The sequence below is a fragment of the Methylocystis parvus genome (assembly GCF_049675845.1).
Taxonomy (GTDB): domain Bacteria; phylum Pseudomonadota; class Alphaproteobacteria; order Rhizobiales; family Beijerinckiaceae; genus Methylocystis; species Methylocystis parvus_A.
Genome location: NZ_CP187161.1, coordinates 883,134 through 903,432 on the forward strand (window position 1 = coordinate 883,134; position 20,299 = coordinate 903,432).

Sequence of the window (20,299 nt, forward strand, 5' to 3'; positions counted from 1 at the left end):
CTATGGAACCGAAACTCGTTACCAATCCCCTCGATGTCGACGCCCATCTTGCGTCTATGGCGCTCGACAAGGCGGGGCTTGTGACCGCTGTCTTGTATGCTGAAGCCGAGCGCGCCCTTTGCACCCCTTATGATCCGCTCGGCTTTGGCAATATGGTCGCCTATGCCCGTGCCGGAAGAAAGCTGCGGGAGCTCTACATTCGCCGCGACCGGGATTGGGAGCTGGATAATTCCTACAATCAGGTCGCGATAAAAAACCCAAGAACACGAATACGAGTTGTTCCCTGTAATTTTGATGAGGGGGCGGGTGATCGATTGGTCACTCCTTCAAATCGTTCCCCAAAAGGCGAGATCAGCCGACAAAAGTCTTTGTGCAATCGAACGGCCTGGATCCCCGGCCTGATCGACAAGGGGGCCCCGATCGATGTGGACGGTTACCGGACATGGATTCTAGGAATGCACCTGGACGATGAACGGCCGCCCAAAGCTGAACTATCGATGCCCATCGATTTCGACGGCCAGTTCTTCTCGAATTTCGCAACGAGGATTTTTCTCCTGGACGGCACCGATGCGCCCATCTCACCGGCCAAGAAATCTGAGTCGGCGTTCGAAGTGATCGACATCACCGTAAGACGCAAATAGTCATGCCTAATCCGGACCGGGTTGAGTTGGTCAGGCTGCGGCTTGGACTGACTAAGATTGGATTCGCCGAGATGCTCGGCGTCGACAGGAAAACTCTGCATCGTTTCGAGAGCACTGGCATTCTCAGCGACGATATTTTGGACAAAGTTTGCTCGCTGTCCGGATATGGAAGAGCGTTTTTTGAGCGCCCCATCCTAGACGCTCCAAATCCGGGAGCGGTGAGCTTTAGGTCTCATAGATCGTTGACAGCTGGCGCTCGTGATGCGGCGCTAGCTGCGGCCATGCTTGCCTTCGAGATTGACGATTGGGTTCATGACCGCTTTGAGCTTCCGACGCATTCTCTTCCGCAGGTAATCAACAGAACCCCAACCGAAGCGGCAGCTGCATTGCGCGCCCACTGGGGTATCGGAGAAAAGCCGATTGCAAACATGATAAATGTTCTAGAAGCGCACGGCGTCAGGGTGTTTTCGCTTGTTGAGGAAACGCGCCATCTCGACGCTTATTCGTTTTGGCGCAATGAACGGCCATACGTATTTTTGAATACTCTGAAAACGGCGGAGCATAGCAGGTTCGACGCGGCCCACGAACTTGGTCACTTGGTGATGCATAAACATGGCGGCCCCATTCATAGAAATGCAGAGGATGAAGCAAATGCTTTTGCTTCCGCGTTCTTAATGCCTCCAGCTGATTTGTGCGCCCACCTACCGTATGTGAGGTCACTCAATGACATCCTTGAGGGAAAGAAGCGTTGGCGTGTCTCGGCCGCCGCCCTAAACTACGCCCTTCATAAACATGGGCTACTGTCCGATTGGAGCTATCGAGGAAACTACATCCAGCTAAACAAAATTGGGCGGAGCGAAGAGCCGAACGGAATAGAGCGCGAGACATCACAAATCTGGAAAAAAATTCTGACTGCACTGTGGTCAGAAGGAATAACGCTGGCTCATATTGCGAAGGAGCTTCTCATCCCAGAAAGGGAGCTCTCAAACCTGCTCTTTGGAATAGCGGCCCCCCTACAGGATGGCGGCGCGCGGAACCTTGGCGGACTTAGACTAGTGTAATCGTTGGCTGTTGGCGAAAGCTTGACGCCCGTCAACTGACATCAACCTCTCTTGACGAGCCCGCAAGAGCGCGCATCCTGTTGCCGCACCCTTCTGGCGCGGACTGCCTGACAACTGTCAGCGGCGCGAGCGCGACCCCCTTCCTGCGAAGTTGTGGCCCGCCTGACAATGTCAGGGCGGACACGTGTCACGCCGCCGCGTAGCGTTTTCTCGCGCGAGGACGGCTTGCTCGCGTATTGAGCGCGCCGCCGGGGGCTCCATAACGGCGGCGCGCTCTCTTCAAGAAGGGCTGCGCGTGGGCAATCTATTGCTGGCGAAAATCGCCGAAGTAGCGGGCGCAGACGTTGCGACGGCCATCATGCGCGTCAAAGGTGGAACGCGCGCCGAGTTCCCCAGCGAATATGCCGTTCGTGCCGGGGATGGAGGATGGCTGGTCGATCTGGTGGGGCCTGGTCCTGCGCTCGCCATCGCGCGCAAGGTCTTCCCGCGCGGCGGCGCGTTCGATGTTCCGCTTTCCCAGGAAGCACGGCGAGAGAATGCCCCATACTTGCATGAGCTTCCGAACTTCCTGCGGGAGGTCGCGGATGTCGCTGGCGTCGAAGCCGCTCTCGCCCTCGCACGCGCTTATGGCGGAACGGAAGTAACCTTTCCCTGTGCCGAAACCATCCGCGCGGGAAGAGGGGATTGGTTAGTGCGCGTGGTTGGGCGCGAGAACGCGCTCCTTATCGCGCGCGAGCTGTTTCCGATCGGCGGAAAGATGCTGGTCCCGATGGACCCCATGCCGCGCCTTGCGCGGGAGCTACGGATTTCAGAACTGCTGAGCCGTGGGGAGAGCGCCCGAAACATCGCGCGCGAAGTCGGCTGCCACGTGAGGACCGTTCACCGCTATCGCGCGCGCTGGCGGAAGAAAAAACAAAAAAAGGGAAGCCTCTGACATGCGCTCTCGCAAGACTGAAGAACTCTCGCTTTTCGCCATCGACGCGCCCCTCCCGAAGAACGGATCGGCGCCCGAGTGGATTACGATCTTTCCCAAGATCGGACAGATAAAAACGCGGGACGGACGCAGCTACACCGTGGATGCGGAAGCCATTATGCGCGCTTTCGAGGCCGATGGGCTCGAGCTTCCCATTGACCTCAATCACGCGACCGATACGGCCATGGCGCAAGGCATGGGCGCGCCCGCCGTCGGCTGGATCACGGCCCTGAAAATCGAGCGCGGCGCCTTGCGGGGCAAGGTCGATTGGGGCGCCAAAGGCAAGGAAGCGCTGGCAGCGCGTGAGTATCGCTACGTTTCCCCCTCCTTTTGGCATACCGCTGAGGGCGATGGAAACAAGACAACGCGACTGAAAGCGGTCGCCCTCGTTACCGCGCCGGCACTTGGACAGCAGCAGGCGTTGGCCAGCGCTCAGGGCGTGCACGGCTCGGCGCGTAGCGCGGCGCTCGCGGCAGCGGAGACAGGAGAGCTGATTTACGGCGTCGTAGCCCCGCCTGTGCCGCGCGGGCGCTCCTTGCCTGACTGGGTTGACGTGTTCCCGGCCCTCGGCTTCGTCGAGACTTTCGAAGAACACGTTTTCTATATCGACGGCAAGTCGGTTGTCGACAATTTCGCGAAGGCGACGCGAGGCCGGGACGAAGATTATCGCGAATTCCCCGTTGGATTGGATCACCGCGCCGAACGGGCATTCGAGGCGGGGGAAGATTTCTCGGAGCCGCCGCTCGGCTACGTGGTTGATCTTCGCATCAGCGGAGGTCGGCTCGAAGCGAAGATCAAGTGGGAAAGAGAAGCGGAAAGCGCTTTCGCAGTCTATGCCGCTGTGTCGCCCGCCTTCTTTGTGGAGCCGGGCGGCAAGGTGAAGCGGCTGAAATCGCTTTCCCTTGTGCGTCGGGCTCGAAATTTCGTGAAGGCTCGCGCTCTCGGCAATGACGTTGCGCGGCAAGAGCGCGGCTATCAGGCCCCGAAGCTCTCTGACGACGCTGGCCAGATGGCGGCAGCGCCAGGCGGCGACGCAATCGACATTATGGCCGAATATGCGCGCAGCCGAGCTTTGAGCGAAGGCGAGTTGCTGCTTTACACGACGACTCGGCTCGAAACCGAGTATAAGCGCGCGGGGCTCTCCACCAGCAGGGCCAGCGCCGATGCAGATGCGCTCGTGAGGCGCGACCCTGCCTATGCGCTCCAACAGCTTCAGGAATGGGGGCAGTCCTCTACAGAGAGCGCGAAAGCCTCGCGCGCCCTTGATCCTGTCCAGCGTCTCGACGAAGAGCGGCGTCAGGCAGCCGCCTCAAATATTGAGGCGCAGCGACAGGGCCGGATTATCGCCGAAGAGGCGCAGCGGCTTGTCGCCAACGCTGCGGCCGAAGGGCTGATGATGAGCTTTTCGGACGCCGTAGCGGTCGCGGACGCGCGGCTCTCGGCGTCTGGCGGCGCCGTCAAGACGGGCGATGGCGCGGACGAAGCGACGATTTCCGCGCTTGTTGTCGAGGGTCTGAAAAACGGCGCTCGCTTCAGCCGCGACGACGCGAAGCGACTGGCGCAATTGATGGCCGAAGGCGCACTTGGCGGAAAGCATCTCGACGAATTGGAGCAAGCGACCATCGTCGGGGTGAAGGCCCATGAAATCCGCATGGCGGCGCTCGCAGCCGGGCGCGTGATGGCCGAAGAGGAAGCTATCGCCGAAGCCAATCGTCGGCTTGGGCTCCAAAAGCAGGCCTCCGCTGCTTTGGCGAGCGGCAGTTCTCGCCCGAACGTCTCGCAGCCGGTCGATAAGGACAATCCCGTTGCGATTGTCGAGCGGGCGAACGCACTCATGGGGACGGCTGAAGCCGCCGGCCACGCCCTGAACTGGTGCGAAGCCGTCCAGCTCGCAACCGCCGGAAACGACCCCCAACGCGACGGGCATGGCGGCGCAGAAGCCTTTTCTCGCGAGGTCGGTCACCTGTTGTCGCAAAGCCGCGAAATCATGGCTCGCACGGCGGGCTCTTCCCGACCAGTGAGCTTCTTGCAAGCGCTGGATAGCATCACGCGGGCCAGTTCGGTCAGTGCGACAAAGGGCGTCAATGGGGCTCTGCGCCTGGTCGAGAAGGCGAGCGTCCTGATGGCGGAAGCGGAAGCCATTGGGCACACGCTCGATTGGTGCGGCTCCGTCGCACTCGCGGAAGGTGGCGACGCGTCGGTCACGACGGCGGATCGTATCGCGAGGGACGCTCGCGCAATGATGGCACAGAACGGCGGTTCGGTCTCCTATTTGGAGGCCGTGGGCAAAGCCGCCACTGCGCTCGGCGTGGCCTGAGAAGGCGGGTTGATCGATGACTGATCTGGACGCTCAGGTGCGCCGGCGCCCGCGACGCTCCAGCAAGCAGGCCCGGTGCGCGGGCAGAAATATCTATGCCAGCGCCAAACCTCGCGGGCGCCCACGCGAAGCTCGCCCGGCTTCAGGACCGGTGCATCCGCTCGGCGCGCGATGGCGCGCTGCACGATTTGGCCTGAACCAAAAGACCGTTTTGAGGGTGCCTCAAAGCGGCTTTGAAGGAGGTTAGAAGGTGTCAGAAAAGGCGATTGAAAGCGCTCTCCCGGTCGGTCCGTCCTCAGTCGCGGGCGTGCCCGTCGTCACGATACCGCTCGCCGAATACGAGGAGCTGATTCGGCTGCGAAAGTTGTACGGCAACGCGGCCCGCCAAGTCCTTCTCCCGCCCCCAACGCGCTCACGTATCGATCGCGACCGCGAAGTGGCCGATTTCTTGAACGAACATCTTGGGAGGATGCTCCTGAAAGAAATCCACGCGGCCTGTGTCCAGAAATTCGGGGTGGCGCGGACACCAAGTAAGTCTGCGATTAACCGCTATCACGTGAAGCATATGGCGGCGCGCCGGAAATAATTCTCTCGGGCGCGCGAGCGCTCCCTTGACGGTCCCCAAGGGTTCGCGAGAAAGGGGCTAAAACCGAGTGAACCCGAAAAAACCTTGTGTCCCTAACTTCAAAACCTACTGTCTGGAGACATCGGTCGTAGAATCCGCGGCGCCGCGCGGACGCTTCGCCCCTCACCCTAACCCTCTCCCCGCGAGCGGGGCGAGGGAATTAACGCCCCTCCACCCGAGCCTTCAACGCCGCGAGATTCGCGCGATGCAGCTTCGTGACGGCGGCGAGCGCCGTGTCGTCGTCCAGCCCCTTGGGCGGGTCGTTGAACGGATGGCCGCGATAGAATCGGCCCTTCCATTCGGCGAGCGTCTTGCCCCGCTCGGCGGGCTTCGCCGTCACATGCGTCATGTAATTGATCGCCGGAAAGCGCTTCACGTCGTCATGGTCACGATGGAAGGCGAGCGTCATGCGCTCGGCGTCCCATTTGACGAGCGTCTCCTCGACGGCGCCGCCGTCGGCCATGACGAGTTTGCGCTTCGCTTTCTCTGGCGTATTTCCGCCGCTCGCCTCGACACGCGCGACGCCGGGGAGCCAGTCGTAATGGGCGAAATCGCCGATCACCGCCCAGACCTTGTCGGGCGGCGCGTCGATCAGGATCGTCTCGACGGATTTGAGCGGGGCCGCGCCATGCGCGGCCCAGGAATTCGGTCCGGGAACCGGAACCTCGCCCTCGGCGGCGCGGGCCGCCGAGGCCAGAGGGGCGAGCGCCGCTAGCGCGAAGAGCGCGGCGCGACGCGACAGGCTGGACATTCCAAATCCTCCCGGCGCCCCTCTCGCGCTGGAATTACTTGCCTTCGGCCTTGGCCTTCAGAGCCTCGAGGCCGGCCTTGTAGACGCCGGTCACGGCCTTCACGCCGGCTTCGTCCGAGAGCTCCGGCGGCGGGTCGTTGTTCATGAAGCCGCGATAGAAGGCGCCCTTCCATTCGACCTCGGTCTTGCCGCCCGCGTCCTTGACGGTGATCGTCGAGGAATAGTTGTTCACCGGCAGAACCTTCACGTCGACATTGTCGATCTTGTAGGCGATCGACTTGCCGGCCGCGTCATATTTCGTGACGGACTCCTCGATCACGCCGCCGTCCTTGAGCGTCAGCTTGCGCTTGGCGCCAACATCGTTGCCGCCCGTGCCTTCGGTCTTGGCGACGGCGGGATGCCAGCTCATGTCCTGGAAATTGCCGACGATGGCCCAAACCTTGTCGGCCGGCGCGTTGATCTCGATCTTCTCGACGACCTTCTGGCGCGAGGGGCCGTGCGCGAAGGCCGGGGCCGTGGCGAGCCCGGCGGAAACGAGCGACAGGGCCGCAACGACGACAGCGCGGCGCGCAATACCAAAGGACATGGGAATTTCTCCTGGGAAACCTCTCCTGGGCCGCCTCTGCGGGGCGGTCCCGCACATAAGGGCGCCGGAAGCGGCGGCGTCAAGGGTGGATGGCCTTGCATTCGCCAGCCACCGAATGTCAAAGGTTGCTCATTGGAGTGTAAGCAGCGAATCAATCGCTTGAGGCTCAGATGGAAGCGCGCCCCTGTCAGATTTTGGAATTTTTTGACGGAACCAAGCAATTGCTTGTGCCTCTGTTTCAACGACCCTACGAGTGGGGTCCACGAGAATGGGAGGCATTATGGACAGATCTGTTTGAGCAATATGAACGCACAGAAGAAGATCTTGTCGCGCCTCATTTCACTGGCGCTATCGTGACGGCCCCGGCGAGATCCGTTCCGGTCGGCGTCGCCAAATACCTTGTGATTGACGGACAGCAGCGCATCACGACGGTCGCCATTATCTTATGCGCCATACGCTCGTTACTTCAGCCCGACTCGAAAAAATACAGGAAAATTACAAAACTACTTATTAATGAAGACGATGAAGCCCTCGACTATTTTAAACTCCTTCCGACACAGCCAGATCGGGAACCTTTTCAAAGCTTAATAGCGGAAAAGCCGTCCCAAAAAACCAGATTTTCTGACGCCTTTGACTTCTTTACGAAAAAACTAAAAGGGTCCGATTCGAACGATAATGTAATCGATACCGACCGCCTTTTTGAAACGATACAGAACCGATTGACCGTTGTATCAATACATCTTGGAGAAACGGACGATCCCTATTTGATATTCGAAAGCTTAAACGCGAAAGGTGCGCCACTCACTCAAGCGGACCTAATTCGAAACTACCTCTTGTTGCGCTTGCACTCTAGCGAGCAGCAAAAAATTTATGAGGCTGCATGGCTTCCGCTCCAACATTGTCTCGGAGATCACCTAACTGAGTTCATGCGACAATTTCTAATGCTTACTGGTGAAGAGGTTGCTAAATCGGCGATTTACTCGGTGCTTAAGCATCGACTATTAAATTATTCTGAGATCGCTATTTCCAGCGAACTCCACCGTATGTATAAAGTAGCCCGTCTCTATGCTCAGATAATCGGCATTTCAGCAGCGCCGGAAGAAATAGTCGCAAAGAGACTCGCCCGCCTACGCCGCTGGGAGGTAGCGACCGCGAATCCTTTTATTCTGAAATTGATGGAGCTTTATTCTGACGGCGGTCTCGGCGCTGCAGAGGTGGTAGCATGCCTCGACTTAATCGAATCATTCACCGTTCGACGAACAATTTGCGGTGTTCCAACGAACCAACTCAAGCGAATCTTTTTGTCTGCTACCAAGGATATGCCTCAAGGCGGCGTTGCTTCTTGGTTCGCTGATTTTCTTGCCTCCGGCGCGAGCGGGAGACGCTGGCCGAAAGACGAAGAATTTGAGGAGGCACTGTTCCGGTATCGCGCTTACGCGCCGCCGCATGATAGATGTAAATTTATCCTTGAGAATCTCGAGGAAACGTTTGGCCATAAAGAGCCTGTCATGTTTTCGGATGCCACTATTGAACATGTCATGCCACAAACACTTACTGCGGTTTGGCAAACTAACTTGGGCTCCCAAGCAGAAGATATTCACGAGAAATGGCTCGATCTACTCGGCAATCTCACACTTACTGGATATAATCCAGAACTCTCCAACTCTCCCTTCGAAGAAAAGCGTAAACTGTTAGCAGACAGCCACTTTGAAATGAACAAATGGATTGCCAACAAAGAGACATGGACCGAAGTAGAAATGGCTGAACGATCAAGGCTCTTATTTCTCAAGGCAAAGGCAATCTGGCCGAGGCCAGGCAGCTAACTTCCAGGCTTGGCACACACTCACCTCGCACCGGGGTAGCCTGTCTACTTCGTTCGTTACCCCACGGCGCCCCTCCTCGGCTGTCCTGTCCTTGCCGAGGCGCGGGCGTAGTTGTCACGCATTGAAAATCCACTCGCGCCATCCATATACCATCCAACTGGATGGCGAGGAGCTGGCAATGGCGGCGGAGCTGCATCGGTTGCGGGACAGAGCGGGCGAGACCGAGAAGATCACGGTCAATGTCGGCTATGTCGATCTCGGCCATATCGATCTTCTGGTGCATGAGGGATTCTATTCCAACCGCACCGACTTCATCCGCACGGCGATCCGCAACCAGCTTGCGACGCATTCGGACGCCGTGAAGCAGTCGATCGTCCGGCACACGCTCGAACTCGGGCTGCGGCGCTACGGCCGCCAGGAACTCGAGTCGGTGAAGGCCGAAGGGCGCAGGCTGCACATACAGGTGCTGGGGCTCGCGACGATCGATGACGACGTCACGCCCGAACTCGCCCGCGACACGATCGAATCGATCACCGTTCTGGGCGCGCTGCAGGCGAGCAAGGCGGTGAAGGCGGCGCTCGCGGACCGCATCAACTAGGCATCCGGCCCTGCCGTGGAGACGCACAGATGAAACGGATTTTTGGCGAGGCGATCGAACGGGCGACCAGGCTCACGCGCGCCCAAAGCCTCGTCGAGGCGACGCAGACATTGATGCGCGGCCTGACACACGCCGAGAGCCCCGCCCCTGCTTCGCAACAAACGGATTCCGCGAGCGCGCCCTGGATCGAGAAGCTGACCGGCGCCGCCAAGCCGCTTACGGGGGGCTTTGATCCGGCCCCTTCGATGGAGCGCGTTCCGGCGCCGCTCGGCGAAACGCTCGAACGTCTCAAGAAGGGCGAGCTGCCCGGCCTTGGCCAGGGGATGGAGGCGCTCGCAAAGCTGCGCAAGGCGCCGAAGGTCGCCGTTCCGGACGGCGCCTCCTGGCTGGCGCGCACATTCGCCTGCGAGACCGGATCGAGACCCTACAAGCTCTATGCGCCAGCGCGCAGGGTCGAAGGGCCGCGCCCTTTGGTGGTCATGCTGCATGGCTGCACGCAGAACCCTGAGGATTTCGCCGTCGGGACTGGAATGAACGCGCTGGCGGAGGAGCACGGCTTCGTCGTCGCCTATCCCGAACAAGTCATGAGGGCCAATCACCTTGGATGCTGGAACTGGTTCAATCCGCAGGATCAGCAGCGGGACAAGGGCGAGCCGAGCATCATTGCGGGCCTCACGCGCGCTTTGATTGCCGAGATGGATATCGACCCGAAGCGCGTCTTCGTCGCGGGCCTGTCCGCGGGCGGCGCAATGGCCGAAGTGATGAGCGCCACCTATCCCGATCTTTACGCGGGCGCGGGCGTCCATTCCGGCCTCGCCTATGGCGTCGCGAGCGATACCGCCTCCGCCTTCGTTGCGATGAACGGAAAATCGCGGGGCCGCCCCAACCGCGCGCGGGACCGCGTGCGCACGATCGTCTTTCACGGCGACGCGGACCAGAAAGTGCATCCGACGAATGGCGAACTGATCCTCGCCGAAGCGCGCGCGGGTCTCTCTGCGCATCATCAGGAAAAGACGGAGCGCGGGAACGTCAACGGGCGTCATTACAGCCGCACGGTGGTCGCCGACTCGCTCGGAGTTCCGCAGGTCGAATATTGGAACATCGAAGGGCTGGGGCACGCGTGGTCGGGCGGCGCGCCCGAGGGGTCGCACACCGATCAACACGGGCCAAACGCATCGGTCGAAATGATCCAGTTCTTTTTACAGGCGCCGCCGCGAGACTGACGCGCGCGACCGTCACACAGGCGTCTTGGACGCGGAGGATCAGGGGCGATGCCCTATCTCCGCGCCCTCGCTTTTGTCACGGCCATGTTGGCCGCGTTCGTTTTCCTCGTCCCCGTGCAGATCATCGCGCGGCGGCGCGGCTGGGCGGTTCAGCACAGAATACAGACGGGCTTCTGCCGCGTGATGTGCTGGACGATCGGCGTCAAGGTGACGCCCATCGGCGCCCTGCCCGCCGCGGCGCCGCGCTTCGTCGTCTCCAATCATGTGTCATGGACGGACGTTATCGCGCTGGCCAGCCTCTATCCGCTCGTGTTTCTCGCGAAAAGCGAGGTCGCAGGCTGGCCCGTGCTGGGCTTCCTCGCGCGGCTGCAAGGCACGGTCTTCGTGCCGCGGAGCTCGCGCAAGGACATTCCGGCCGTCAACGCCGCGCTTTGCGGCGTGCTGCGCGAAGGTCGCGATCTCGTGGTTTTTCCCGAAGGCACTTCGAGCGACGGCGCCGACGTGCTGCCGTTCAGACCCGCGCATTTCGATGCGATACAGGGCTATGGCGGCGCTCTGGCCGTGGCGCCCGTCGCGATCCGCTATACCGACGGCGCGCGGCCCATCGATGTCGGCTGGTATGGCGACATGACCTTCCTGCCGCATCTGTGGAGCCTGATGAAGCGCGGCGGCGTCGAGTGTCTTGTCTCGTGCGGCGAGGCGATCGAGCCGCGCGGCAAGGATCGCAAGCAGCTTGCGTTTGAGACGGAAGCGCAGGTTCGGGCGAAGCTGGGTGAAATGAGGGGCTGACGACAGTTAGCGGGCGTCCGGCGCCCCCTCCCTGTCCCTCCCCCGCAAGCGGGAGAGGGGACGCTCGCGATCCGCATTGTCGATGAAGGCGACAGTCTGCCCCCTCTCCCGCGAAGCGGGGGAGGGTTGGGGTGGGGGCTACGCCGCGTGGCGCTCCACGCCACTGAAATAATCGACGTAACGCTGGCTCATTTCCGCGACGGGCATCACGACGAACACGTCCGTCGTGTTAAACTTGATGTCCACCACCGCGCCGTCGCCGAAGCGCGCGCCGAGGCGCAGATAGCCCTTGATGAGCGGCGACAGCGCGTCCTTCGCCTGCTTGGCGTCGAGCGCGTCCCTGCCGATCATCGCCATCGGCAGATAAAGGTCGCTCTTCGCCTTCACCTTCCACTCGCCCTGCGCGCCGGCGTGATGCGCGAGATAGCTCAGCGCCTGCGCATGCACGAGCGGGCTCACGCCGGGGAAGCTCGCGCAGCCAATCATCACGTCGATCTTGTGCGCGCGGACGTAAGCGAGCAATCCGCGCCAGAGCAATTCGATCGTGCGCTTGCTGCGATGCGACTCCAATACGCAGGAGCGGCCGAGTTCGAGAATGCGCTTGCCGGAATGGCGGGCGAGCAGCGGCGCGATGTCATACTCGCCCGCCGAATAGAAGCCGCCGGCCTTCTGCGCCATGTCGCCGCGCAGCAGGCGATAGGCGCCGACGATCTTCGGCTTCACCTTACCGCGCTTGTTCGTCCAGGCGTGGTCGATGACGATCAGATGGTCGCAATATTTGTCGAACCTGTCGGCGTCGCGGCGCGTGAACGCCGTCTTCGCGTCGGGGATCGCGCCGCCTTCCTTGTAGAAGACATCGAAGCGCAGGCGCTGGGCCTTGCGAATTTCGCGCTTGCCACGCGCCAGCCGCGCCTCCAGCGAGCCGAGACGGCCGAGCGTCTCGTCGAGAGTCGCTTTATGAGGCGACGGCGGCTGAAGGTTGATCAGGGCGGCGATTGTTCGGCCAATGTCCGCGTGGGTCGTCCACATCCGCGATAGGTCTCCCGCATCAACGCAAACTGTCTCATCACAATTCCACAAAGCTTTTGTGACGCGCCGCACGGATGACACGGGCGCGCGCGCCTATTAGGTTCCCGCGCGCATTCGAGGGGCAGGAAAGGTTGTTATGCGGAAGGGTCTATCGGCGGCGACTTGTCTGGCGATGTTTCTGGCGCAAGCCCAGGCCGAAGAAATCGTCCCCCTCGCCGGCTGTTATGAGCGGATTTACGACGCCGCCTGGCTGAAGGCGCATTCGGGCCAGATCATCAGCCGCGTGACGCTCTCGGTGCAGAAGACGTCCGTGCCGCAGACGCCCGGCGAGAAACAGCACATCGTGGCGGATGCGTTTTTGGCCATGTGGTCGGGCAAGAACAGCTTCGGCTCCATCGGCGCCTGCTATTGGGAAAAAGTCGGCCTGATCTGCAACGCCGCCCTCTCCGCGCAGGAAACAGACGCCTGCAAGAGCAAGGCGGACGGCGTTCGCACCTGCCGAATCGCCTTCGACGACGCCGGCTCCTTCGAACTCGCCCAGAAGCCGGAGGGTCTCCTGCTGACCGTCCATGAGCGGCTGGAATTGCCGGGGCCGGAAGACAGGGCGGAATATCTTTATCTCAGCCCTTCAAATGCGGAGAATCACGCTTTCCTGCTTCAGCCCGTCCCGGAGGCGCGCTGCAAATAGGCGGCGCCGACAAACCTCGGAGGCGGCCTCGCCCTTCGAGATGCGAGCTTCGCTCGCTCCTCAGGGAGAGGCCTAAGTGTTGGATTTTCCGTCTCGAAGGTTTCGATGTCCCCGAACAGTTCAGCCAGGTCGCAGCCGACATCCTGGCGCAGAAATACTTCCGCAAGGCAGGCGTGGCGCGGCGCCTGAAGCGGTGCGAAGAAACGCAGGTTCCCTCCTGGCTGTGGCGCTCTGCCCCGGATGACGCCGCTCTTGCCGAGTTGCCGGAGAACGAGCGTTTCGGCGGCGAGACGGACGCGCGCCAAGTCTTCGACCGTCTCGCCGGCACCTGGACGTACTGGGGCTGGAAGGGCGGCTATTTCGACTCCGAAGACGACGCGCAGGCGTTCTTCGACGAGCTGCGCTACATGCTGGCGATGCAGATGGCGGCACCGAACTCGCCGCAATGGTTCAACACCGGCCTGCACTGGGCCTATGGCATCGACGGGCCCGGCCAGGGCCACCTTTACGTCGATTACCCAACGGCAAGCTGGTGCAGTCGAAGTCCTCGGCTACGAGCATCCGCAGCCGCACGCCTGCTTCATCCAGTCGATCGAGCCGACGACCTCGTCAACGAGGGCGGCATCATGGATCTCTGGGTGCGCGAGCGCGCCTTTTCAAATACGGCTCGGGCACCGGCTCGAACTTCTCGAAGCTGCGCGGCGAGAATGAAAAGCTGTCGGGCGGCGGCTCGTTCTTCGGGCCTGATGAGCTTCCTCAAGATCGGCGACCGCGCGGCGGGCGCCATCAAGTCGGGCGGCACGACGCGCGCGCGGCGAAGATGGTCGTCGTCGACATGTCGATCATCCCGACATCGAGGAATACATCGAATGGAAGGTGAAGGAAGAGCAGAAGGTTGCGGCGCTCGTCACCGGCTCCAAGATCGTCAAGAAGCATCTCAAGGCGATGATGAAAGCCTGCGTCAACTGCGAAGCGGAAGGCGACGCCTGCTTCGAGCCGACGAAGAACCCCAAGCTCAAGATCGCGATCCGCGCGCGCCGCGACGACGTCTCCGACAATCTCATCAAGCGCATCGTCCAATTCGCCAAGCAGGGTTACAAGGACATCGAGTTCGACACTACGACACCGATTGGGATAGCGAAGCCTATCTCACGGTCTCGGGCCAGAACTCGAACAACTCCGGTGCGCGTCACGGACGAATTCCTCAACGCCGTCGAGACTGACGGCGACTGGAAGCTGCTGTCGCGTCTCGGAAGCAAGGTGACGAAGACGATCCGCGCGCGCGATCTCTGGGAGCAGATCGGCTACGCCGCCTGGGCCTCGGCCGATCCCGGCATCCAGTTCCACACGACGATCAACGACTGGCACACCTGCCCGGCGGGCGGCGATCCGCGCCTCAAATCCGTGCTCGGAATACATGTTCCTCGACGACACGGCCTGCAACCTCGCCTCGCTGAACCTGCTGCGTTCCGGCGCGAGGACGAAGAAGATTCGACATCGAGTCCTACGAGCACGCCGTGCCGTCTGTGGACGATCGTGCTCGAAATCTCGGTGCTGATGGCGCAGTTCCCGTCGCGGCAGATCGCGGAACTCTCCTATCGACTATCCGCACGCTCGGCCTCGGCTACGCCAACATCGGCGGCCTGCTGATGTCGTCGGGCATTCCTTACGACAGCGAAGAAGGCCGCGCGATCACCGGCGCCATCTCGGCGATCATGACCGGCGTCTCCTATGCGACGAGCGCGGAAATGGCGGCCGAGCTCGGCACCTTCCCGGGTTATGCGCCGAATGCGCAGGACATGCTGCGCGTGATGCGCAACCATCGCCGCGCTGCGCACGGCGAAGCCGAGTTCTACGAGAAGCTCTCGGTTGCCCCCGTGCCGCTCGATCATAAAGCCCTGACCGACGCGCGCCTCGGCGCAGCCGCGAAACGCGCCTGGGATCGTGCGCTCGAGCTTGGCCAGGAGCACGGCTATCGCAACGCGCAGGCGACCGTCGTCGCGCCGACCGGCACGATCGGTCTCGTCATGGATTGCGACACGACCGGCATCGAGCCCGACTTCGCGCTGGTGAAGTTCAAGAAGCTCGCTGGCGGCGGCTACTTCAAGATCATCAACCGCGCGGTGCCGGAAGCGCTGCGCGCGCTCGGCTATCGCGAAAGCCAGATCGCGGAGATCGAAGCCTATGCCGTCGGCCACGGCTCGCTGGCGCAGGCGCCCGGCATCAATACCGGAACGCTGAAGGCCAAAGGCTTCACGGACGAGGCGCTGGCGAAGATCGAGAAGGGCCTCGCGACGGCGTTCGACATCAAGTTCGTGTTCAACCGCTGGACGCTCGGCGACGACTTCATGACCGGCACGCTCGGCGTTCCGGCCGACAAGCTCAACGATCCGTCGTTCGATCTCTTCGCGCACCTCGGGTTCTCGAAGAAGGATCTCGATGCCGCGAACGAGCACGTCTGCGGAGCGATGACGCTCGAAGGGGCGCCGCACATCAAAGCCGAGCACCTGCCGGTGTTCGACTGCGCCAATCCGTGCGGCAAGAAGGGCAAGCGTTATCTGTCGGTCGAGAGCCACATCCGCATGATGGCAGCGTCGCAGCCGTTCATCTCGGGCGCGATCTCGAAGACGATCAACATGCCGAACGACGCGACGGTGGAGGACTGCAAGCAGTCCTACATGCTGTCGTGGAAGCTCGCGCTGAAGGCCAACGCGCTCTATCGCGACGGCTCGAAGCTCTCGCAGCCGCTGAACAGCCAGATCCTCGGCGACGATGCGGACGAAGCTGCCGACGCCGTGGACGCGCTGATGAGCCAGCCGCTTGCTGCACGCACCGCGACGGTGACGGAAAAGATCGTCGAGAAAATCGTCGAGCGGGTCGTCTACGTCGAGCGCGAAACGGCGAAGGGCCGCGACAAGCTTCCCGGCCGCCGCAAGGGCTATACGCAGAAGGCGCTGTCGTCGGCGGGCACAAGGTGTATCTGCGCACCGGCGAATATGACGACGGCCGCGTCGGCGAGATCTTCATCGACATGCACAAGGAAGGCGCGGCCTTCCGCAGCGCTGATGAACAACTTTCGCCATCGCGATCTCGCTCGGCCTGCAATACGGCGTGCCGCTCGGAAGAATATGTCGACGCCTTCACCTTCACCCGCTTCGAGCCGGCGGGCCTCGTTCAGGGCAACGACGATCAAGAACGCGACGTCGATCCTCGACTACATCTTCCGCGAGCTCGCCCGACGATGTGCTCGTACCTCGGCGGCGGGAACGGGACGTGTTTGAAGTGCGAGACTTGTGGCAGCACGACGGGGTGTTCGTGAGTCCCGGGCTTATCTGAGAGAGCGCAATCCTCGTCCTTCGAGACGCGCCCTGTGGGCGCTCCTCAGGACGAGGATATTGCTTGTTGTTGCTGCAAGGCTCCGCATTAACGGCAATGCAAGGCCCCTCATCCTTCGAGGCGCGCCCTGTGGGCGCTCCTGAGGATGAAGATTGCTTGTTGGCGCTGCAAAGTCCTTTGGGAGCGGCCGCGACGGCAATCCAAGGCCCCTCATCCTGAGGAGCGCGCAGAGCGCGCGTCTCGAAGGACGAGGGGCCGGGATCGTTAGCCGCAAGGCGCGCCGCTCCTCTTCCGCCACGCGGCGAGCGCCGGCAAGGCGCTATAATCACCCCTGATCAGCGCTTCTTTCTTGGCGCGACTCCAGCCTTTGAGCTGGCGCTCCATCGCAATCGCGTCCGTCAGACGCTCGAAATGTTCGGACCAGACGAGCTTCACAGGGCGGCGCCTCGATGTGTATTCCGCGTTGATCCCGAGATTGTGTTCGCTGACGCGCGTTTCGACCTCGTTGCGCGTCAGCCCGGTGTAATAACTGCCGTCGGCGCAAAGCAGGATGTAAACGTTTGCGCCCTCGACCAGCATCGCAATCCTCGTCCTTCGAGACGCGTCCTTCGGGCGCTCCTCAGGATGAGGATTGCTTGTCGGCCCTGCAACAGCTTTTTAAAATCAAGGCGCTCAATAAAAGGCCCTTCATCCTGAGGAGGCCTCGAAGAGGCCGTCTCGAAGGACGAGGGGCCGTCTCCAGTGATGACTCACGCCACCTCCCGCACCCGCTCCAGAACCTTCCGCCCCAACTCGGCCTCAGCCTCCACCGCGCTCATCGTCGAAAACAACCGCTGCAACTCCGCCCCCGTGCGCGGCGTGTAGGCGCCAATGCCCTCGCGCCCGTAGAAGGCGCGAAACATCGCCCGCGCGCTCTCAATCGACAGCGGCCCCACCTCGATCACCTCATCAATACGCCCCGGCCGCACGATGGCGGGATCGAGCCGGTCGAGATGGTTCGTCGTCACGATGAATTTCAGCCCATCCGGCGTCTGCATGCCGTCCATGGAATTCAGGATTTCATGCAGCGGCGAGCCGCGCAGCGCGCCGCCCTCGATGGCGCTTTCCCGCGTTCCGTCGCGGCTCAGGCCGGACGCGATCGTGTCGATGTCCTCGATCACGAAGAGATCGTTCTTCGTCCCGGTCTTGAACGCCGCGCCGAGGCCGTGCAGCGATTTGACGTATTTGATGTTGAAGTCGAAGTCGGAGGCGAGCGCGTGGATGAGGCTCGTCTTGCCCGTGCCGGGCGGGCCGTAGAGCACGATGCCGAGCTTCCACGGAATGCCGCGCGCGGCGTGCCATTCCTCCGCGCCGAGAAACCAGTTCAGGCGCGAGACGAGACGCTCCTTGACCGCCCGGTCGACGAAAACCGTCTCCAGCCCGCGCTTGCGCCGACGCATGGCGCCGTCGCTGCCGCCCGCGCCATACATGGAGATATGGATGGAGTTGCGATGCTCCTCCGGCTTGCAGTCGCGCATGAAGCGCTCGACAACGCTGCGGTCGCGCGTGAGGAAGGAGATCGTGATCGTCTCGAAATGGGTGAGCTGCTGCGCCGATTTCGTCTTGGCGTATTTGAAGAGCACGCCCTGATACAGCCCCCAGCCGCCGCCGAAGCCCGTCTTCAGGCTGCCATCCTTCATCTCCAGAGAGCGGCTGAAGAAATTGAGCCGCTTCCCTTCGATGAAAGCGTCGACGTCGGCATATTCGTTGGACATGCTCTCGACGAAAACCTTCGTCCAGACGGTCTTTTCGACAAGCTCCAGCGCCCGCTCGGGCACGGCGCGCAGGAGATACATGGCCGAGCCGAAGGCGAGCGTGCCGACGCCGCCGGCGAGAAGCTGGTTCGAGGCGAGCGCGGAAAGCGCGGTGTCGAGCAGAGTCATGAGCAGCCTTCGTCCCCATCGTCGACCGCGCGCGGCCAAGCCATGCGAACCTTGCCCCTGCTCGCAGGCTGCACAGATGTGGACGCTCAAGGCGCGTTGCAAGGCTAGGCAGTTGACGAAATCAGCCACCCCCGCCTTGCCGCCCCTGCCCTTCCGCTCCCTTTAATTAAGCGGGAGCGCGGTTGGTTCAGGCGGCCAGGTCGCGCCGCGCTCTTGGAGCACGAAGAATGGAAACGCAAAAACCACTTACGGCCGAGCAGCGCGGCGAGGTGCGCGAAGTCGTCGGCGTGTTCGACAATCTCGACCAGATGCAGTCGGCGATCGACGATCTTTTGACCGACGGCTTCGACCAGACGACGATCAGCGTGCTCGCGCCTCAGACGGTCGTGCGCGAGGCGCTGGGCGATCAGAGCCTCTCGGCGCACGGTCTGGGCGCAAGTCCGAGCACGCGGCACGGAACCTATGTCGACCCCGAAGCGCGAAACGAGGCGAAGGCCGGCATTATCGGCGCACTGTTTTATATCGGCGCCATCGGCGGCGCCGGCATGGCGATGGCGGCCGGCGGCACGCTGGGCGCGGCCATTGCAGCGGCGATGGTGCTGGGCGGCGGCGGCGGGCTCATCGGCGCGACGCTGGCGCAGCTGATCGGCTCCGCGGAAGCACGATGGGTCAAGGCCCAGATGGAGCATGGCGGCATGCTGCTGTGGGCCCGCGCCTGGGACGAAGCGAAGGAGCGAACCGCCATCGACGTGATGCAGCGCAATGGCGGCCATGACGTTCACGCCCACTCCGCGACCGCCTGAAACAAAAACGCCCTCCCTGCCGAAGGGAGGGCGCTTGCGACTTACCACCAGCCGCCCCAGCCGGGCCAGCCGACGCCAAGGAGACCGCCGCCCCAGCCGCCGCCCCAAGCGCCGCCCCAGCCATAGGACGGGTAGCCCCAGCACACATTCACCCAGCGGCGGCGCCAGCCCCAATAGGTGCGGACGATACGAGGCCGCCAGCAGGTTCCGTAGCTGTAATAGGGATAACCCGCTCCCCAGAGCAGGCCTGCGCCATACGGCCAGCCGCCCCAGCCCCAATGGCGGCGCCAGGGCCGACCCCAGCCCCAGCCATAGCGACGGTAGCCCCAGCCGCCCCAGGGACGATAGCCCCAGCCGCGATGGCCGAAACCCGCCGCGTAAGGCCGGTATCCCCAGCCGCGATAGCCGAAGCCCGCATAAGGCCGGCGCCAGCCGCCGCCCCAGCCGCCCCAGCCGCCGCCCCATGGGCGCCCGCGCCAGCCATGGCCGCCCCACGCCGTGTGGAAGCCCCCCATCGGCGCCAAGGCGCCGCGATGGCCGAACCCGCCGCCCAATCCTGCCGACGGAAACCCGCCGCCCCCGAACCCGCCGCCCCCGAAGCCGCCACCAATGTGACCGCCGCCGAACCCGCCGCCGCCAAAGCTTCCGCCGCGGAGGCCGCCCCCGCCGCCAAAGCCGCCGCCACCAAAGCCGCCGCCCCCGCCGATCGCCGCCCCGCCGCCAAAGCCGCCGCCGGCGGAAGTCATCGCCGCCTCCGCCGGCTCCGCGATTAGCGCCGCCGTCAGCGCCGCCGCGGCGACGACGGCATTGATTTTCCGAATGATCATCTGCGCCTCCTTGGATCGAAGACGGCAGGCTGGGGAAAGCGCGCAGGGCGCGCGTTTCACGCCGCCACTTCGCCAGAACGGGCTAGATGCGTTCGTCCGCAAGCAAATCAAGAGGATGCGCGCTGCTCGAAAACGCTCGCCTGACGCCTTTCAATCACAGCGAAATATTTCCAGTCATGTGGCCGTCATACAACAGTCCTCCACGAGGCAATGCGGATAAAGCGACGAAATACGGTTGAATAGCGCCAACTTAGAAGAACATAACAACGCAGCGGAGTGCTGGATTAACCAACACGCAACAGACTGA

19 protein-coding genes and 2 pseudogenes are annotated in these 20,299 nt (G+C 62.4%); 15 read left to right on the forward strand and 6 right to left on the reverse strand.

The window, feature by feature from the left end; all coding sequences use genetic code 11:
- Window positions 1-2 precede the first annotated feature (2 nt).
- The 5 genes from ACPFMJ_RS04780 to ACPFMJ_RS04800 all read left to right on the forward strand — a co-directional run bounded on the left by ACPFMJ_RS04780 (window position 3) and on the right by ACPFMJ_RS04800 (window position 5,578).
- Window positions 3-641 carry a hypothetical protein gene (locus ACPFMJ_RS04780; protein ID WP_424362710.1) on the forward strand — a complete coding sequence of 213 codons (639 nt, stop codon included), beginning with the start codon at window positions 3-5 and terminating at the stop codon, window positions 639-641.
- A gap of 71 nt (window positions 642-712) precedes the next feature.
- Window positions 713-1,702: an ImmA/IrrE family metallo-endopeptidase gene (locus ACPFMJ_RS04785; protein ID WP_424362711.1), complete on the forward strand. Its 990-nt coding sequence runs from the start codon at window positions 713-715 to the stop codon at window positions 1,700-1,702.
- 295 nt (window positions 1,703-1,997) lie between these two features.
- The gene (locus ACPFMJ_RS04790) at window positions 1,998-2,636 is read left to right on the forward strand and encodes a helix-turn-helix domain-containing protein (RefSeq protein WP_424362712.1); all 639 of its coding nucleotides are present in this window, start codon (window positions 1,998-2,000) and stop codon (window positions 2,634-2,636) included.
- Between the two features lies 1 nt (window position 2,637).
- Window positions 2,638-4,992: a phage protease gene (locus ACPFMJ_RS04795; RefSeq protein WP_424362713.1), complete on the forward strand. Its 2,355-nt coding sequence runs from the start codon at window positions 2,638-2,640 to the stop codon at window positions 4,990-4,992.
- Window positions 4,993-5,242: 250 nt separating this feature from the next.
- A complete protein-coding gene (locus ACPFMJ_RS04800; protein ID WP_424362714.1) occupies window positions 5,243-5,578 on the forward strand; it encodes a hypothetical protein in 336 nt (111 codons plus the stop codon).
- A 199-nt stretch (window positions 5,579-5,777) separates the two neighbouring features.
- On the opposite strand, the gene ACPFMJ_RS04805 is transcribed toward ACPFMJ_RS04800, so the two are convergent.
- Both ACPFMJ_RS04805 and ACPFMJ_RS04810 read right to left on the reverse strand, forming a co-directional pair.
- Window positions 5,778-6,368 carry an SRPBCC family protein gene (locus ACPFMJ_RS04805; protein WP_424362715.1) on the reverse strand — a complete coding sequence of 197 codons (591 nt, stop codon included), beginning with the start codon at window positions 6,366-6,368 and terminating at the stop codon, window positions 5,778-5,780.
- Between the two features lie 34 nt (window positions 6,369-6,402).
- The gene (locus tag ACPFMJ_RS04810) at window positions 6,403-6,954 is read right to left on the reverse strand and encodes an SRPBCC family protein (protein ID WP_424362716.1); all 552 of its coding nucleotides are present in this window, start codon (window positions 6,952-6,954) and stop codon (window positions 6,403-6,405) included.
- Window positions 6,955-7,124: 170 nt separating this feature from the next.
- Here ACPFMJ_RS04810 and ACPFMJ_RS04815 point away from each other — a divergent pair, with 170 nt between their 5' ends.
- The 4 genes from ACPFMJ_RS04815 to ACPFMJ_RS04830 all read left to right on the forward strand — a co-directional run bounded on the left by ACPFMJ_RS04815 (window position 7,125) and on the right by ACPFMJ_RS04830 (window position 11,387).
- Window positions 7,125-8,777 carry a DUF262 domain-containing protein gene (locus ACPFMJ_RS04815; RefSeq protein ID WP_424362717.1) on the forward strand — a complete coding sequence of 551 codons (1,653 nt, stop codon included), beginning with the start codon at window positions 7,125-7,127 and terminating at the stop codon, window positions 8,775-8,777.
- Between the two features lie 178 nt (window positions 8,778-8,955).
- The gene (locus tag ACPFMJ_RS04820; RefSeq protein ID WP_424362718.1) at window positions 8,956-9,375 is read left to right on the forward strand and encodes a CopG family transcriptional regulator; all 420 of its coding nucleotides are present in this window, start codon (window positions 8,956-8,958) and stop codon (window positions 9,373-9,375) included.
- A 29-nt stretch (window positions 9,376-9,404) separates the two neighbouring features.
- Complete coding sequence (locus ACPFMJ_RS04825; protein ID WP_424362719.1) at window positions 9,405-10,598, forward strand: alpha/beta hydrolase family esterase; 1,194 nt, start codon at window positions 9,405-9,407, stop codon at window positions 10,596-10,598.
- A 48-nt stretch (window positions 10,599-10,646) separates the two neighbouring features.
- Complete coding sequence (locus ACPFMJ_RS04830) at window positions 10,647-11,387, forward strand: lysophospholipid acyltransferase family protein (RefSeq protein ID WP_424362720.1); 741 nt, start codon at window positions 10,647-10,649, stop codon at window positions 11,385-11,387.
- Window positions 11,388-11,525: 138 nt separating this feature from the next.
- Here ACPFMJ_RS04830 and ACPFMJ_RS04835 read toward each other — a convergent pair whose 3' ends face one another.
- Entirely contained in the window at window positions 11,526-12,416 is an 891-nt protein-coding gene (locus tag ACPFMJ_RS04835) for a GNAT family N-acetyltransferase (protein WP_424362721.1), read from the reverse strand.
- 136 nt (window positions 12,417-12,552) lie between these two features.
- On the opposite strand from ACPFMJ_RS04835, the gene ACPFMJ_RS04840 reads away from it, so the two are divergent.
- The 5 genes and pseudogenes from ACPFMJ_RS04840 to ACPFMJ_RS04860 all read left to right on the forward strand — a co-directional run bounded on the left by ACPFMJ_RS04840 (window position 12,553) and on the right by ACPFMJ_RS04860 (window position 16,385).
- A complete protein-coding gene (locus ACPFMJ_RS04840; RefSeq protein ID WP_424362722.1) occupies window positions 12,553-13,104 on the forward strand; it encodes a hypothetical protein in 552 nt (183 codons plus the stop codon).
- Between the two features lie 143 nt (window positions 13,105-13,247).
- Window positions 13,248-13,466 (forward strand): annotated as a pseudogene (locus ACPFMJ_RS04845) (hypothetical protein); the annotation flags it as partial.
- A gap of 514 nt (window positions 13,467-13,980) precedes the next feature.
- Window positions 13,981-14,421 (forward strand): annotated as a pseudogene (locus ACPFMJ_RS04850) (vitamin B12-dependent ribonucleotide reductase); the annotation flags it as partial.
- A 100-nt stretch (window positions 14,422-14,521) separates the two neighbouring features.
- Window positions 14,522-14,662: a hypothetical protein gene (locus ACPFMJ_RS04855; protein WP_424363789.1), complete on the forward strand. Its 141-nt coding sequence runs from the start codon at window positions 14,522-14,524 to the stop codon at window positions 14,660-14,662.
- Entirely contained in the window at window positions 14,622-16,385 is a 1,764-nt protein-coding gene (locus ACPFMJ_RS04860) for a hypothetical protein (protein WP_424362723.1), read from the forward strand. The genes ACPFMJ_RS04855 and ACPFMJ_RS04860 overlap by 41 nt, the downstream gene beginning before the upstream one ends.
- 319 nt (window positions 16,386-16,704) lie before the next feature.
- Here the strand turns inward: ACPFMJ_RS04860 and ACPFMJ_RS04865 are convergent, their stop codons facing one another.
- Together ACPFMJ_RS04865 and ACPFMJ_RS04870 are read right to left on the reverse strand one after the other, a co-directional pair.
- Window positions 16,705-17,019, reverse strand: a complete 315-nt coding sequence (locus ACPFMJ_RS04865) for a GIY-YIG nuclease family protein (RefSeq protein WP_424362724.1) — start codon at window positions 17,017-17,019, stop codon at window positions 16,705-16,707.
- Window positions 17,020-17,189: 170 nt separating this feature from the next.
- Window positions 17,190-18,362: an AAA family ATPase gene (locus ACPFMJ_RS04870; RefSeq protein WP_424362725.1), complete on the reverse strand. Its 1,173-nt coding sequence runs from the start codon at window positions 18,360-18,362 to the stop codon at window positions 17,190-17,192.
- 227 nt (window positions 18,363-18,589) lie between these two features.
- Here ACPFMJ_RS04870 and ACPFMJ_RS04875 point away from each other — a divergent pair, with 227 nt between their 5' ends.
- A complete protein-coding gene (locus ACPFMJ_RS04875) occupies window positions 18,590-19,165 on the forward strand; it encodes a hypothetical protein (protein ID WP_424362726.1) in 576 nt (191 codons plus the stop codon).
- Window positions 19,166-19,206: 41 nt separating this feature from the next.
- Here the strand turns inward: ACPFMJ_RS04875 and ACPFMJ_RS04880 are convergent, their stop codons facing one another.
- Window positions 19,207-19,992: a hypothetical protein gene (locus tag ACPFMJ_RS04880; protein ID WP_424362727.1), complete on the reverse strand. Its 786-nt coding sequence runs from the start codon at window positions 19,990-19,992 to the stop codon at window positions 19,207-19,209.
- Window positions 19,993-20,299: the final 307 nt, after the last annotated feature.

What these genes read in the sequence shown, in the direction of transcription:
- ACPFMJ_RS04780 (WP_424362710.1), top strand. Translation starts at nt 3, where the DNA reads ATGGAACCGAAACTCGTTACCAATCCCCTCGATGTCGACGCCCATCTT.
- ACPFMJ_RS04785 (WP_424362711.1), top strand. Translation starts at nt 713, where the DNA reads ATGCTCGGCGTCGACAGGAAAACTCTGCATCGTTTCGAGAGCACTGGC.
- ACPFMJ_RS04795 (WP_424362713.1), top strand. Translation starts at nt 2,638, where the DNA reads ATGCGCTCTCGCAAGACTGAAGAACTCTCGCTTTTCGCCATCGACGCG.
- ACPFMJ_RS04805 (WP_424362715.1), bottom strand. Translation starts at nt 6,368, where the DNA reads ATGTCCAGCCTGTCGCGTCGCGCCGCGCTCTTCGCGCTAGCGGCGCTC.
- ACPFMJ_RS04810 (WP_424362716.1), bottom strand. Translation starts at nt 6,954, where the DNA reads ATGTCCTTTGGTATTGCGCGCCGCGCTGTCGTCGTTGCGGCCCTGTCG.
- ACPFMJ_RS04815 (WP_424362717.1), top strand. Translation starts at nt 7,125, where the DNA reads ATGGAAGCGCGCCCCTGTCAGATTTTGGAATTTTTTGACGGAACCAAG.
- ACPFMJ_RS04820 (WP_424362718.1), top strand. Translation starts at nt 8,956, where the DNA reads ATGGCGGCGGAGCTGCATCGGTTGCGGGACAGAGCGGGCGAGACCGAG.
- ACPFMJ_RS04825 (WP_424362719.1), top strand. Translation starts at nt 9,405, where the DNA reads ATGAAACGGATTTTTGGCGAGGCGATCGAACGGGCGACCAGGCTCACG.
- ACPFMJ_RS04830 (WP_424362720.1), top strand. Translation starts at nt 10,647, where the DNA reads ATGCCCTATCTCCGCGCCCTCGCTTTTGTCACGGCCATGTTGGCCGCG.
- ACPFMJ_RS04835 (WP_424362721.1), bottom strand. Translation starts at nt 12,416, where the DNA reads ATGTGGACGACCCACGCGGACATTGGCCGAACAATCGCCGCCCTGATC.
- ACPFMJ_RS04840 (WP_424362722.1), top strand. Translation starts at nt 12,553, where the DNA reads ATGCGGAAGGGTCTATCGGCGGCGACTTGTCTGGCGATGTTTCTGGCG.
- ACPFMJ_RS04855 (WP_424363789.1), top strand. Translation starts at nt 14,522, where the DNA reads ATGTTCCTCGACGACACGGCCTGCAACCTCGCCTCGCTGAACCTGCTG.
- ACPFMJ_RS04865 (WP_424362724.1), bottom strand. Translation starts at nt 17,019, where the DNA reads ATGCTGGTCGAGGGCGCAAACGTTTACATCCTGCTTTGCGCCGACGGC.
- ACPFMJ_RS04870 (WP_424362725.1), bottom strand. Translation starts at nt 18,362, where the DNA reads ATGACTCTGCTCGACACCGCGCTTTCCGCGCTCGCCTCGAACCAGCTT.
- ACPFMJ_RS04875 (WP_424362726.1), top strand. Translation starts at nt 18,590, where the DNA reads ATGGAAACGCAAAAACCACTTACGGCCGAGCAGCGCGGCGAGGTGCGC.
- ACPFMJ_RS04880 (WP_424362727.1), bottom strand. Translation starts at nt 19,992, where the DNA reads ATGATCATTCGGAAAATCAATGCCGTCGTCGCCGCGGCGGCGCTGACG.